This is a genomic window from Bordetella flabilis, assembly GCF_001676725.1.
Lineage (GTDB): Bacteria > Pseudomonadota > Gammaproteobacteria > Burkholderiales > Burkholderiaceae_B > Bordetella_C > Bordetella_C flabilis.
Genome location: NZ_CP016172.1, coordinates 3,439,822 through 3,452,905 on the forward strand (window position 1 = coordinate 3,439,822; position 13,084 = coordinate 3,452,905).

The 13,084-nt window shown below is 65.9% G+C and carries 12 protein-coding genes; 5 read left to right on the plus strand and 7 right to left on the minus strand.

What is annotated here, in order from left to right:
* Positions 1–14: 14 nt before the first annotated feature.
* The 3 genes from pyrH to rpsB all read right to left on the minus strand — a co-directional run bounded on the left by pyrH (position 15) and on the right by rpsB (position 2,682).
* Positions 15–731, minus strand: coding sequence for a UMP kinase (gene pyrH, locus BAU07_RS15100; protein ID WP_066659220.1), 717 nt, complete (start codon positions 729–731; stop codon positions 15–17).
* 108 nt (positions 732–839) lie between these two features.
* A complete protein-coding gene (tsf, locus tag BAU07_RS15105) occupies positions 840–1,718 on the minus strand; it encodes a translation elongation factor Ts (RefSeq protein WP_066659222.1) in 879 nt (292 codons plus the stop codon).
* Between the two features lie 214 nt (positions 1,719–1,932).
* Positions 1,933–2,682, minus strand: a complete 750-nt coding sequence (rpsB, locus tag BAU07_RS15110) for a 30S ribosomal protein S2 (RefSeq protein WP_066659227.1) — start codon at positions 2,680–2,682, stop codon at positions 1,933–1,935.
* Between the two features lie 378 nt (positions 2,683–3,060).
* Between rpsB and map the strand changes: the two genes are divergently transcribed.
* The 4 genes from map (at position 3,061) to BAU07_RS15130 (ending at position 7,871) form a co-directional block, all read left to right on the plus strand.
* Positions 3,061–3,882, plus strand: a complete 822-nt coding sequence (gene map, locus BAU07_RS15115; protein ID WP_066659228.1) for a type I methionyl aminopeptidase — start codon at positions 3,061–3,063, stop codon at positions 3,880–3,882.
* A gap of 41 nt (positions 3,883–3,923) precedes the next feature.
* On the plus strand, positions 3,924–6,530 hold the full coding sequence (locus BAU07_RS15120) for a [protein-PII] uridylyltransferase (RefSeq protein ID WP_066659229.1): 2,607 nt from the start codon (positions 3,924–3,926) through the stop codon (positions 6,528–6,530).
* 103 nt (positions 6,531–6,633) lie between these two features.
* Positions 6,634–7,350 (plus strand): MarC family protein, encoded by a 717-nt coding sequence (locus tag BAU07_RS15125; protein WP_066659230.1) that lies wholly within the window; start codon positions 6,634–6,636, stop codon positions 7,348–7,350.
* 47 nt (positions 7,351–7,397) lie between these two features.
* Positions 7,398–7,871 (plus strand): disulfide bond formation protein B, encoded by a 474-nt coding sequence (locus BAU07_RS15130; protein WP_066659231.1) that lies wholly within the window; start codon positions 7,398–7,400, stop codon positions 7,869–7,871.
* Positions 7,872–7,998: 127 nt separating this feature from the next.
* Here the strand turns inward: BAU07_RS15130 and purF are convergent, their stop codons facing one another.
* The 4 genes from purF to folC form a co-directional block, all read right to left on the minus strand.
* On the minus strand, positions 7,999–9,516 hold the full coding sequence (purF, locus tag BAU07_RS15135; RefSeq protein WP_066659233.1) for an amidophosphoribosyltransferase: 1,518 nt from the start codon (positions 9,514–9,516) through the stop codon (positions 7,999–8,001).
* A gap of 41 nt (positions 9,517–9,557) precedes the next feature.
* The gene (locus tag BAU07_RS15140) at positions 9,558–10,046 is read right to left on the minus strand and encodes a CvpA family protein (RefSeq protein WP_066659235.1); all 489 of its coding nucleotides are present in this window, start codon (positions 10,044–10,046) and stop codon (positions 9,558–9,560) included.
* Positions 10,043–10,951, minus strand: a complete 909-nt coding sequence (locus tag BAU07_RS15145; protein ID WP_066659237.1) for an SPOR domain-containing protein — start codon at positions 10,949–10,951, stop codon at positions 10,043–10,045. The genes BAU07_RS15140 and BAU07_RS15145 overlap by 4 nt, the downstream gene beginning before the upstream one ends.
* Positions 10,952–11,123: 172 nt before the next feature.
* Positions 11,124–12,434, minus strand: coding sequence for a bifunctional tetrahydrofolate synthase/dihydrofolate synthase (gene folC, locus BAU07_RS15150; RefSeq protein WP_066659241.1), 1,311 nt, complete (start codon positions 12,432–12,434; stop codon positions 11,124–11,126).
* Positions 12,435–12,613: 179 nt separating this feature from the next.
* On the opposite strand from folC, the gene BAU07_RS15155 reads away from it, so the two are divergent.
* A complete protein-coding gene (locus BAU07_RS15155) occupies positions 12,614–13,009 on the plus strand; it encodes a flagellar protein FlaG (protein WP_066659243.1) in 396 nt (131 codons plus the stop codon).
* Positions 13,010–13,084 lie beyond the last annotated feature (75 nt).

The window sequence follows — 13,084 nt, forward strand, 5'->3', positions numbered from 1 at the left end:
GCGACTCCTTCGATTCAAACGTGTACCAGGGTACCTTCATCTTCGCCCGTGACCGCGCGCTTCAACGCCCCGGACTTGTTGATGGAAAACACCTTGATGGGCAGTTTCTGATCGCGGCACAGCGCGAACGCGGTGGCATCCATGACTTCGAGGCGGCGCACGATGACCTCGTCGAAGCTGATGCGGGCGTAGCGCGTGGCGGTCGGATCCTTGTTGGGGTCGGCGCTGTAGATGCCGTCGACCTTGGTTGCCTTGAGGACGATCTCCGCGCCGATTTCCGCCCCGCGCAAGGCGGCCGCCGTGTCTGTGGTGAAGAACGGGTTGCCGGTACCGGCCGCGAAAATCACGACCTTGCCCTCTTCCAGATAGCGCAGGGCCTTCGGGCGGATATAGGGTTCGACGACCTGCTCGATATTCAGCGCCGACTGCACGCGCGTATCGACGCTGCGGTGTTTCAAGGCATCCTGCAGGGCAAGCGCGTTCATGATGGTGGCCATCATGCCCATGTAATCGGCCGTGGCCCGATCCATGCCTTGCGCGCCCGGCGCGACGCCGCGGAAAATATTCCCGCCGCCGATGACGATGGCCAGCTCCACGCCCAGTTCGACGATTTCAGCGATTTCCTCGGTCATGCGCGCAATGGTGGCGCGGTTGATCCCGAAGGCATCGTCACCCATCAGGGCTTCGCCGGACAGTTTGAGAAGAACCCGCTTATACGATCTGCTGGCCATAGGCGATATCCCCTAGAAACGATCCGACGGAAGTGTAAGACAAGAAACAGGCCGGTCTACGGCCGGCCTGTAATAAAAAAGCTGAAACGCGGACGAAAGAAGCGGTGCTCAGGCGCGGCCGGCGGCGGCTGCCGCCACTTCCGCGGCGAAATCGCTGGTCTTCTTTTCGATCCCTTCGCCGACTATGAACAGCGCGAAGCGGGCAATGCCGGCGCCTTCGGCCTTCAGCATCTGCTCAACCGACTGTTTATCATTCTTGACGAAGGGCTGCGACAGCAGGGTGACTTCCTTCAGGAATTTCTGTACCGAGCCTTCGACCATCTTGGCGACGATTTCGGCCGGCTTGCCCGATTCGGCGGCCTTCTGTTCCGCAACGGAGCGCTCGGCAGCGATATCGGCGGCCGCCACGCCTTCGGCGCTCAGGGCCTTGGGCTTGGTCGCGGCGATGTGCATGGCCAGGTCCTTGCCTACCGTGTCCGGGCCGTTGAAATCGACCAGTACGCCGATCTTGCCGCCGTGCACATAGCTGGCCAGTTTGTTGGCGGTTTCCATGCGCTGGAAGCGACGCACCGAGATATTTTCGCCAATCTTGCCGATCAATGCGGTACGCGTCGTTTCGACCGTGCCTTCTTGCAGGGGCAGCTCGGACAGCGCGGCCACGTCGGCCGGATTCTTGGTGGCGACCAGTTCGGCCAGCTTGTTGACGAAGGCGACGAAGTCGTCGTTCTTCGCCACGAAATCCGTTTCGCAGTTGACTTCGACCACGGCGCCCTGCTTGGCGTCGGGGGCGATGTACAGGCCGATCAGGCCCTCGGCCGTGACGCGGGCGGCAGCCTTGCTGGCCTTGTTGCCCAGCTTCACGCGCAGGATTTCCTCGGCGCGAGCCAGATCGCCCTGGGCTTCGGTCAGCGCCTTCTTGCATTCCATCATGGGCGCGTCGGTCTTTTCGCGCAGTTCCTTGACCATCGAGGCGGTAATTTCAGCCATGTTCGCTCCATTTCTTGCTAAAGCACGCCCCGGCAAGCCGGGGCATGTCGTTTCGATACGGGAAGCACCTGCATGCCCCCCCCGGGCCGCGCCGTGGCGCCGATCCCGGGCCAGGCAGCTCAGGCGAGGCGGGGATATCCTGCCCGACGCCGTTGCAGCCGACTGTGTCGGGCAACGGTTACGGACACCACCGGGCAGGATAGGAAGGCCGGAATCAGGCCTGTCCGTCCTGCACTTCCACGAATTCCTCGTGGCCTTCGCCGGGCTCTTCCACCAGGCCGTTCAGGTTCTGCTCGCGGCCTTCCAGCACCGCGTCGGCGACGCCCTTGGCGTACAGCGCGATGGCCTTGGCCGAGTCATCGTTGCCCGGGATGACGTAATCGATGCCGTCCGGCGAGTGGTTGGTATCGACCACGGCCACGATCGGGATACCCAGCTTGCGGGCCTCGGCGATGGCGATCTTGTGGTAGCCGACGTCGATGACGAACAGGGCATCGGGCAGGCCGTTCATGTCCTTGATTCCGCCCATGGCCTTGTTCAGCTTTTCCAGTTCGCGCTGGAACAGCAGGCCTTCCTTCTTGATCATGCGCTCGGCGCCGCCTTCGGCGACGACGGCTTCCATGTCCTTCAGGCGCTTGATGGACGTCTTGACCGTCTTGAAGTTGGTCAGCATGCCGCCGAGCCAGCGGGCATCGACGTAGGGCATGCCGGCACGGGCGGCTTCGGCAGCGATGAGCTCGCGCGCCGCGCGCTTGGTGCCGACGAAGAGGATGGAACCGCCGCGGGCGGCGATCTGCTTGATGAACTTGGTGGCCTCGACGTACTTGTTGACGGTCTGTTCGAGGTTGATGATGTGAATCTTGTTACGCTGACCGAAGATGAACGGCGCCATCTTCGGGTTCCAGTAACGGGTCTGGTGGCCGAAGTGGACACCGGCTTCGAGCATTTCGCGCATCAGGGACATAGTATTCTCCGAGGGTTGGGTCTTGCGCTACGCCTGCATCGCACGGCACCGGCGACTTCCACCCCGATCGCGCAAAAGGTGCGATAACGTGCACCCTGCACTCTCACTGTGGCAGCCCGCCGAACATCGCCGTCGACACCCTGGGTGGCGTAGCACGCGATTTAAAAACGACTTGACCTAATCTGGCCTTGGCCTTGGCCTGGCTTACGACTTGGACAATCGATTTGAAGAACACACTTGAAAAAGCGGCTGAACAAACCGACCACACAAACCATCAAACCAGCGACCCCGAACCGGTAAAGGCCGGGGCAGCTCCCCTGCTTTTCCAGGGAAGCCTATAATTCTACTATTTTTCCGACCCACTTCTCAAGCTGATACATGGGCATAGTCACCGACCCCGCCGATCTCGACCGCATGCGCCTGGCCTGCCAGGACGCCGCACGCGTACTGGACTACCTGACGCCGTTCGTCAAGCCGGGGGTCACCACCGGCGAACTCGATCGCCTCGCCCTCGACTACCTGACCAGCGAACTGCAGGTCAAGTCGGCGACCGTGGGCTACGCGCCGCCGGGATACCCGCCGTTTCCGGGCGCCATCTGCACCTCGGTGAACCATCAGGTCTGCCACGGCATCCCGGGCGACAAGGTCCTGAAAAACGGGGACGTTTTGAATATCGACGTCACGATCATCAAGGACGGCTGGTTCGGCGACACCAGCCGCATGTTCTATGTGGGGGAGCCGTCCATCCTGGCGCGCCGCCTGACCGACGTCACCTACGAATGCATGTGGCTGGGCATCCGGCAGGTGCGCGCCGGCGCGACGCTCGGCGACGTGGGCCATGCCATCCAGAAGCACGCCGAGGGCAACGGCTTTTCCGTGGTACGCGAATTCTGCGGCCATGGCGTCGGCCGGCGCTTCCATGAGGACCCGCAGGTCCTGCATTACGGCAAGCCGGACACAGGCGTGAAACTGGTCCCCGGCATGATCTTCACCATCGAGCCCATGATCAACGCCGGCCGCCGTGAGATCCGCCAGTTGTCGGACGGCTGGACGGTGGTCACGCGCGACCACAGCCTGTCGGCGCAATGGGAGCACACCGTGCTGGTCACCGAAACCGGCTACGAGGTATTGACGGTGTCGCCCAACATGCCGGCGCCGCCCGCCTTCGTGACCGAAAACATCGCCGTGCCCGCGGCTTGAGCGCCCTGCCGGCGACCTCGCCCCCGACCAGCGCAAGCGACATGAATTCCGCGGACCTGCCCTCGCTGCGTGCGCGCCTGCGTGAAAAGCGCCTGGCTGCGCTGGCGGCCTTTCGCGAGCATGAGCGCCCCGATCCCCTGCTGCACGAGCTGCGCAGGATCACGGACCAGACGCTGCGCGAACTGGTCCGGCATTGTCCCCTGCCGGCCGGCGCCGCGCTGGCGGCCGTGGGCGGATACGGACGCGGCGAACTCTACCCGCATTCCGACGTCGACCTGCTGATCCTGCTGCCGCACGCCCCCTCCGCCGAGGACGAAGGCGCCATCGAAAGGCTGGTCGCCGCGCTGTGGGACCTGGGCCTGGAACCTGGCCACAGCGTGCGCACCATCGCCGAATGCGAACGCGAGGCCGATGCGGACATCACGGTCGAGACCGCATTGCTGGAATCGCGCTGGCTGGCCGGCAACCGCACCCTGATGAAGGCCTTCGATACGGCCATGCGCGCGCGCCTCGATCCGGCGCCGTTCTTCCGCGCCAAGCGGGTGGAAATGCAGCAACGCCACGCCCGCTACCAGGACACCCCTTACGCCCTGGAGCCGAACTGCAAGGAGTCTCCCGGCGGCCTGCGCGACCTGCAGGTCATCATGTGGATGGCGCGCGCGGCCGGCTTCGGCGACAGTTGGCGCAAGATCGCCAAGGCGGGGCTGTTGACGGCGTCCGAGGCGCGCGGCCTGCGGCGCGCCGAACAGGCGTTCAAGCGGCTGCGCATCGAACTGCACCTGATGTCCAAGCGGCGCGAGGACCGCGTGCTGTTCGACCTGCAGCCGGCGCTGGCCGAGGTCTATGGCATCAAGGCCACCGCGACGCGACGCGCCAGCGAACTGATGATGCAGCGTTACTACTGGGCGGCGCGCCTGGTCACGCAGCTCAACTCCATCCTGGTGCAGAACATCGAGGAACGGCTGTTCCCGCGGCCGGCATCCGACGCCCGCGTCATCGACGACGATTTCCGCAGCCTGCACGACCGCCTGGACATCATCCGGGACGACGGCTTCGAGCGCAATCCGACGCTGCTGCTGCGCGCCTTCCTGACGATGCAGCAGCATCCGCACCTGAGCGGGATGTCGGCCCGCACGCTACGCGCGATCTGGCACGCGCGCCATCGCATCGACGCGCAATTCCGCCGCAATCCGGTCAACCGCCGGCTGTTCCTGCAGATCCTGCAACAGCCCACCGGCATCGTTCACGAACTGCGGCGCATGACCATGCTGAACATCCTCCCGCGCTATCTGCCGGTGTTCCGCCGCATCGTAGGCCAGATGCAGCACGACCTTTTCCATGTCTATACGGTCGACCAGCACACGCTCACGGTAATCCGCAATCTGCGGCGCTTCACCATGCCGGAGCACGCGCAGGAATATCCGCTGGCAAGCCAGTTGATCTCCGAACTGGACCGGCACTGGCTGCTGTACGTCGCCGCCCTCTTCCACGACATCGCCAAAGGGCGGGGTGGCGACCACTCCGAGCTGGGCGCGCGCGAGGTGCGCAAGTTCTCGCAGGACCATGGCCTGGCGCCGGAAGACGCGGAGCTCGTCGAATTCCTGGTACGCCAGCATCTGCTGATGTCCACCGTGGCGCAGAAGCGCGACCTGTCGGATCCCGACGTGGTGCGCGAGTTCGCCGATACGGTCAAGGACGAACGGCACCTGACAGCGCTCTACCTGCTGACGGTGGCCGATATCCGCGGCACGAGCCCCAAGGTGTGGAACGCCTGGAAAGGCAAACTGCTGGAAGACCTCTACCGCCTGACGCTGGGCGCGCTGGGCGGCGCGCACCACGACGCGGACACGGTGCTCAATCACCGCAAGGCCGAGGCGGCCCGGCTCACACGGCTGGCCGGCCTGCGCGACGATGCGCGCGAATCTTTCTGGCGGCAGCTCGACGTCGCCTACTTCCTGCGCCACGATGCGTCGGACATTGCCTGGCACACGCGGCACCTGTACCACCGGCCCGCGCCGCCGCAGCCGGTCGTCAAGGCGCGCCCCACCGAACAGGGAGAAGGCCTGCAGGTGATGGTGTACACGCGGGACGTGCCCGACTTGTTCGCCGCCATCTGCGGTTATTTCGACGCCAAGGCGCTGGGCATCCAGGACGCCCGCATCCATACCACGCGCCACGGCTGGGCCCTGGACAGCTTTATCGTGCTGCTGCCCGAAGGCGCCAGCGACCTGCGCGCACAGGCCGCGCTGGTGGAACATGAACTGGCGCAGCGCCTGAAGGACCCGCAGGCCCGCGGCGAGGCGGGCAGCACGCCGGTCGGCGCCTACGGCCGCCCGCGCCAGTCGCGCATGTCCCGGGTGTTCCCGGTTCCGCCGCAAGCCGAACTGCAACCCGACGAACGCAGCAAGTCGTGGCGCCTGTCGGTGACGGCGACGGACCGGTCCGGGCTGCTGCACGCCTTGGCCCGGGTCTTCGTCGCGCACGGCGTCAATCTGCAGATGGCCAAGATCATGACGCTGGGCGATCGGGTCGAGGACGTCTTCATTATCGAAGGACAGGCGCTGGAGCGGCCTCGTTCGCAGATGCAGTTCGAGCGCGCGATCCTCGATGCGCTGGCCGGCGATACCGGGCAACGCGTCGCGGCTTGAGCCGATGGCTCGGACCAGTACCCGAGTCGCAAGCGCGTAGCCGCAGATATTGCGGCACGCTTACAATCGGTTTTTCCGTCCGCCGGTCAAGGCACACGTCCCCATGTTGCTGCACGAATATCTGCTGATCTTCGGCCGAAGCTTCCTGTTCGCGCTCGCCACGCTGCTGCCCTTCCTGAATCCTCCCGCGGTTGCCCCCATATTCTGGACCTTGACCGAAGGCGCCTCCGGCGCCACGCGGCTTGCCCTGGCCAAGCGCGTGGCCCTGAACGTGGGCGTGATGCTCACCATCGCCATGGTGGCGGGCAACGTGTTGCTGAGTTTCTTCGGCCTGTCGCTGGCCATCGTGCGCGTGGGCGGCGGCGTGCTGGTGATCGCCAGCGCCTGGCGGCTGGTCAATTCGCCCGACGCCGGCGCCGAGCGTGCGGCAAGAATGGCCGAATCCTTCACGCCCGAGATGGCCAAGGCGCGCGCCTTCTACCCGCTGACCTTTCCCATCAGCTGCGGCCCGGGCTCCATCGCGGCCGCCATCACGGTCGGCGCGTCGCTGCGCGAAGAAGACCATCTCATCAGCCTCGTCAAGCTGGCCGGTTCCCTGCCCGGCATCCTGGTGACTTCGCTCACGCTCTATGTATGCCTGCGCTTCGCCGCGCAATTCCTCTACAAGCTGGGCGAGAACGGCACCACCGTCTTCATGCGGCTATCGGCCTTCGTGATGCTGTGCCTCGGCGTACAGATCGTCTGGGACGGCGCGCATGAACTCCTGCTGAGCGTCCTGGTCGAAGCGATGAACCACATTCCGGTACCGCGCGCGCCTTGATGGCTGCGGTCCCTCGCACCTTTTTCCCGATACAGGATCGCCGCCTCATGATGTCCACCCTGCAACGCACGCTCGTCCTGGTCGCCATCCTGGCCTTGGGCGCGGTCGGAGTCGCCCTGGTTTCACAGTATGTGTTCGACATGCAGCCGTGCGCATGGTGCGTGCTGCAACGATTGGTCTACCTGGCCATCGCGGCCATCTGCCTGCTGACGGCGTGGGCGCCGCCACTGCTGCGTCGTGTCGGCGCCGTGCTGGTGCTCCTGCTGGCCGCCAGCGGCGTGGCCGCGGCCTATTACCAGTACACGGTCGCCGCCAAGCTGCTGTCGTGCGACCAGACCTTCGCAGATAAATTCATCTCGGCGACGGGACTGGACGGCGCCGTGCCGTCGGTATTCGGCATCTACGCGACCTGCATGGACGCGGTGGTGAAGGTGCTCGGTGTGGAATACGCGGTGTGGAGCCTGGCGCTCTTCGCGATCCTGCTGTTGCTGGCCTTGCGGGGCCTATTCAAGCACGCTTGAGCGCGTTCTGCGCATCCGCGCAGGACCGCCCCGCCCGCTCGAACTGCCCCTTTCCCCTGCATGCCTGGCTTGAATGGCAAAGGCCCGGCATGAAGCCGGGCCCCTGGACAAGTCAGTCCACCGGCAATTACGCGTCGTTGGCGGCGTAGCCCATGTTGAACTGCAGCCCGCCGCGCTGCTCTTCATCCGGTTCGCCGCGGCTCTGGCCGAGGCGCTCCAGGTATTCCGGCGTGATGTCCCCGGTGATGTAGTCGCCGTCGAAGCAGGAAGCCTCGAAGCGGCTCATCGCCGGGTTCAGGTCGCGCACTGCCTGCTGCATATCCTGCAGGTCCTGGTAGATCAATGCATCGGCGCCGATAGTCTGCGCGATCTCGGCATCGCTGCGACCGGTGGCGATCAATTCGCGCTGGGTCGGCATGTCGATGCCGTAGACGTTCGGGAATCGGACCGGTGGCGCGGCCGAGGCGAAGAACACCTTGTTGGCGCCGGCGGCGCGCGCCATGTCGACGATTTCCCGGCTGGTCGTGCCGCGCACGATGGAGTCGTCCACCAGCAGCACGTTCTTGCCCTTGAATTCGCGGCCGATGGCGTTCAGCTTCTGCCGTACCGATTTCTTGCGTACCGCCTGGCCCGGCATGATGAAGGTGCGGCCCACGTAGCGGTTCTTGATGAGCCCTTCGCGGTAATCCAGGTTCAGGCGCGCGGCCAGCTGCATGGCGGCCGGCCGGGAGGAATCGGGAATGGGCATGACCACGTCGATGTCGCCCAGGCGCATGCCGCGCGCGACCTTGTCGGCCAGGTATTCCCCCATGCGCAACCGGGCATCGTAGACCGACACCCCGTCCATCAGCGAATCGGGCCGCGCGAAATAGACATATTCGAAGATGCACGGCACCAGCTGCGCGTTGTCCGCGCACTGGCGGCTGACGAAGCGGCCGTCCAGGTCGACGAATATGGCCTCGCCCGGGGCGACGTCGCGCACGAAGTTGAAGCCGCTGCCTTCCAGCGCCACGGATTCCGAGGCCACCATCCACTCCGTGCCCTGGTCGGTATCCTGCCTGCCGATACAGAGGGGGCGGATACCGTAGGGATCGCGGAACGCCAGCAGGCCGTAACCGGCGATCTGCGCGACCACGGCATACGCGCCGCGCACACGGCGATGCACCGCGGAGACGGCGCGAAAAATGGCGTCGTCGTCCAGCGAGACGCCGTTGGCCGACGATTGCAGCTCGTGGGCCAGGACGTTGAGGAGGACTTCCGAATCCGAATTCGTGTTGATATGGCGGCGGTCGACGCGAAACAGCGACTCGCGCAGCTCGCGCCAATTCGTGAGGTTGCCGTTGTGGGCCATCATGATGCCGAACGGCGCATTCACGTAGAAGGGCTGCGCCTCTTCTTCGCTCGCGCTGGAGCCCGCCGTGGGATACCGCACCTGGGCCACGCCGCTGGTGCCCGGCAAGGCGCGCATGTTCCGCGTGCGGAACACGTCCCGCACCAGGCCATGTGCCTTGTACAGGTTGAACTGGCTGCCCTGCTCGGTGGCGATGCCCGCGGCATCCTGGCCCCGATGCTGCAAAAGCAGCAGACTGTCATAGAGCAGCTGGTTCACCGGCCCGCGCCCCACGACCCCTACGATTCCACACATGGCAATTTCCTGTATCCGACTGCGTTCAAATCCGACTGCGCTCAATACGGCAGCAATGACGCCAGCGATGGCGGCAGCCACACTTTGGTATGTTTGACGGCTTCTGTGGCCGTATGGGAAAACATCGCGTCACGCCACCAGGCTTCCTGGGGCAGCGGGGTATAGCCCGCGACGGCGACCAGCACCAGCACTATCAGCGTGCCGCGCACCAGCCCGAACAGCCCGCCCAGCCCATGGTCGGCGGGCGACAGGCCCGTGGTCCGGATGAGCGCGGCCAGGGTCATGTTCACCAGCCCGACCCCCAGCAATACGATCAGGAAGACGGCCGCATAAGCCACCCCCATGCGCAGGACGGTGGTTTCGATCCAGGTCGTCAACCAGCCATAGACCGTGGGACCCCACCAGATCGCCGCCACGAAAGCCAGCACATAGGCGAGCAGGGACAGCACCTCCTTCAACAAGCCACGCACCAGCCCGAGAAGTCCGGAGACGGCGATGACCGCCAACACGACGAAATCGAACCCGGTCACTGCGCGGCAATGAAACCGTTGTCGTAGCCCAGCGTACGCAGCCTCGCCTGGGCCGCCTGGGCCGCCTCGCGGGATGGGAAAGGCCCGACCCGCAGACGATACTGATGCTTGCCGCCGACGCTGGCCTCCTGCACGAAGGCATTGGTGACGCCGGCACCGTGCAGCTTGTCCCGGCGCGCCTGGGCGTCCGCCTGGGTGGTATAGGCCGCGATCTGCAATACGAAGTTGCCCTTGGCATCCGCCGCGGCGCGGGTGTCGGCAGCAGGTTTCGCCGGGGACGCGGCAACGTTGCGGCCTTCCAGCAGGGCGAGGGCACGGCTGCCGTCGTCGCTGCGCGGACCCGGTTCCGGTTTGGCCGCGGGCTTGGTCTCCGGCTTGGTTTCCGCACGGCTCTCCGGACGCGTCTCCGTCCGGGCAGGCTCGCTACGGGTTTCCGTCCGTGGCGGCGATTCGGGCCGGGCAGGGTCGGCATGGGCGGGATCGCCCGCGCGGCCGCTTTCCGGCTTGGCCGGCGCCGGTTTGCCGGTATCCGGGCCGGGCGCCGGCGTACCGCTGGCAGGCGGTTGCGGCGCAACGGCCACCGGACCGGCGACGCCCGCAGTTGCCCCGGACTGCGCGCCTGGATCGGCAGCCGCCGGCGCCTGCTGCGGCTCCGATACGGACGGCTGGTACGGCGAATTGCGATCCGGAATGCGGATGGGGATGTCGTCGCTCACCCGGGTAGGTTCGGAGTCGAGGACCATGGGCAGGATGATGACCGCCGCGAGGACCAGCGCCACCGCCCCGGCCAGCCGGCGCCGGGCCCGCGCACGCAGTTCCACGGCCTGGGCCTCGCTGGACACGGATGGACGCGGCCGGCCCGTCGGCGTATCGGGCGCGGAATCTTTCCGATTAAACAAACCCATGAAGCACGAATTCCTTGCAGCCGGCGCGCCGATGCGCGTTTGAGACCCAGGTGAACTGCCAGAACAGCATCGCGTCCGCCACCGCCCGGCGCGTTATGGCACTTGGCACGGCCTGACGCTTGGCACAGTCGCTATGACGCTGGACACAGTGTGACGTCGATGCATACCGCGATCAGGATTTACGCCCCAACGACTGGAGCACGGCGGCAACGGTGAGGAACGATCCGAACACCACGATTCTATCATTCTCCCCGGCCCGGGCGCGCGCCGCCGCGTACGCCTGGCCCGGGTCCGCATAGGCGGAAACGAGGGGTGCATCCGCACCCGGCGCGGTGTTCGGCAGCGCCGCACGCACCTGGCCGGCCAGGGCTTCCCCCGGTCCGCCACGCGGACCCGGCAGGCCGGCGCAGTACCAGTTGTCGATACGGCTGCCGAGCTTGGCCACCACGCCCGCGATGTCCTTGTCGGAAAGCATGCCGAACACCGCGTGCGTATAGGGGTGGAACCCCATGTTGTCGAGGTTCTGCGCCAGGACCGCGGCGGCATGGGGGTTGTGGCCGACGTCCAGAATGACGGTCGGCTGCCCGGGCAGGATCTGGAACCGGCCCGGCAGCGTGGCCTGCGACAGCCCCTGGCGCACCGCCTGCTGCGGGACCGGCAGGCGATCGCGCAGGGCCTCCAGGGCGGCCAGCGCGGCGGAAGCGTTGAGCAACTGGTTGGCGCCGCGCAGCGCTGGGTAGGCCAGCGCGGCGCGGCGCTGGTTGCGGCCGCCGTAGCCCCACTGCTGGCGATCGCCCGAATAGTTGTAGTCGCGGCCGAAAAGCCACAGGTCCGCACCGATCGCGGCGGCATGGTCGAGCAGGCTTTGCGGCGGCACGGGGTCGGCGCAGATGGCCGGCCGGCCCGGGCGATAGATGTGGGCTTTTTCATAGCCGATCTTCTCGCGGGTGTCGCCCAGCCAGTCCATATGGTCCAGGTCGACGCTGGTGACGATCGCGCAATCGGCGTCGACGATATTCACCGCGTCCAGCCGGCCGCCCAATCCCACCTCCAGGACGACGGCGTCCAGCCCGGCGCCGGCGAACAGGCGCAGGGCCGCCAGCGTGGTGAATTCGAAATATGTCAGCGATACATCTCCTCGCGCGCTCTCGACGGCCTGGAACTGGGCAACCAGGGCGGCGTCGGACGCCAGTTCGCCGTTGACTCTTATCCGCTCGTTGAAATCGATCAGGTGCGGGGAGGTGTAAAGGCCGACCTTGAAGCCGGCGGCCAACAGGATGGCCTCCAGCATGGCGCAGGTCGAGCCTTTGCCGTTGGTGCCGCCGACGACGATCTTGACGCAGTCCAGCGTCAGTCCCAGCCTTGCCGCCACCTGGCGGACCCGGCCCAGGCCCAGGTCGATGGTCTTGGGGTGCAGCGATTCCAGGTACGCCAACCACTGGGAAAGCGTGGCGGCGGCGTCCGGCTTGGTATGGGGAGACATGGCGAGCGATGAAACTGAGGCAAGCCGGATTCTAACGCGCCGAGGCCGTCGGTTCCGACTGCGGCGGTGGCGCCCCCGAGGCGATGGCGGCGCAATCCTAAAGTTTTCGCCCGGCGTGCCGTTACGGAGTTGCAAACCCAGGAAACCTGCGTCGTCGACGCACTGAAAGTGGAGCCCATATGGCTGTCAGCCCTATCGCCCCCGCGGCCCTTCCGGTTCAGCCCTTCGAGGTGAACCCGGCTCCGGTGCCCGACGCCGCCGTACTTGTCACTCCGACCGGGGACGCCCAGCGAGGCGCCGGCGCCCATGGCGCGGGGGCGGATGGGTCCTCGCAGCAGTCCACGCCCGGGCAGGAACTGCCCCTGGAGCGCGCGCTGAAGAAGATTAACGAGCAGATGGAGGCCTGGTCCACCCAGATGCAGTTCGATATCGATCCCGATACCCAGCGCGTGGTGATTTCCATCAAGGATACGAAATCCGGGGACGTCATCCGCACCATTCCCAGCGAAACGGTGCTGAACATCGCCAAAATGATCACCAAACTGCAGGGCGGCGGCGTCGAAACCAGCGCCTGACCCACCGCGCGACCGCGTGGTTGAAAAGCGCCGAACAACGCCGCCTTATGACGCTTGCCCGACGTATCGGGCCAG

Bases quoted from the DNA above. Each gene is read 5' to 3' on its own strand.
- map (WP_066659228.1), top strand. From the start codon at position 3,061: ATGGGCATAGTCACCGACCCCGCCGATCTCGACCGCATGCGCCTGGCC.
- BAU07_RS15145 (WP_066659237.1), bottom strand. From the start codon at position 10,951: ATGGGTTTGTTTAATCGGAAAGATTCCGCGCCCGATACGCCGACGGGC.
- BAU07_RS15120 (WP_066659229.1), top strand. From the start codon at position 3,924: ATGAATTCCGCGGACCTGCCCTCGCTGCGTGCGCGCCTGCGTGAAAAG.
- BAU07_RS15155 (WP_066659243.1), top strand. From the start codon at position 12,614: ATGGCTGTCAGCCCTATCGCCCCCGCGGCCCTTCCGGTTCAGCCCTTC.
- tsf (WP_066659222.1), bottom strand. From the start codon at position 1,718: ATGGCTGAAATTACCGCCTCGATGGTCAAGGAACTGCGCGAAAAGACC.
- rpsB (WP_066659227.1), bottom strand. From the start codon at position 2,682: ATGTCCCTGATGCGCGAAATGCTCGAAGCCGGTGTCCACTTCGGCCAC.
- BAU07_RS15130 (WP_066659231.1), top strand. From the start codon at position 7,398: ATGATGTCCACCCTGCAACGCACGCTCGTCCTGGTCGCCATCCTGGCC.
- folC (WP_066659241.1), bottom strand. From the start codon at position 12,434: ATGTCTCCCCATACCAAGCCGGACGCCGCCGCCACGCTTTCCCAGTGG.
- pyrH (WP_066659220.1), bottom strand. From the start codon at position 731: ATGGCCAGCAGATCGTATAAGCGGGTTCTTCTCAAACTGTCCGGCGAA.
- BAU07_RS15125 (WP_066659230.1), top strand. From the start codon at position 6,634: ATGTTGCTGCACGAATATCTGCTGATCTTCGGCCGAAGCTTCCTGTTC.
- purF (WP_066659233.1), bottom strand. From the start codon at position 9,516: ATGTGTGGAATCGTAGGGGTCGTGGGGCGCGGGCCGGTGAACCAGCTG.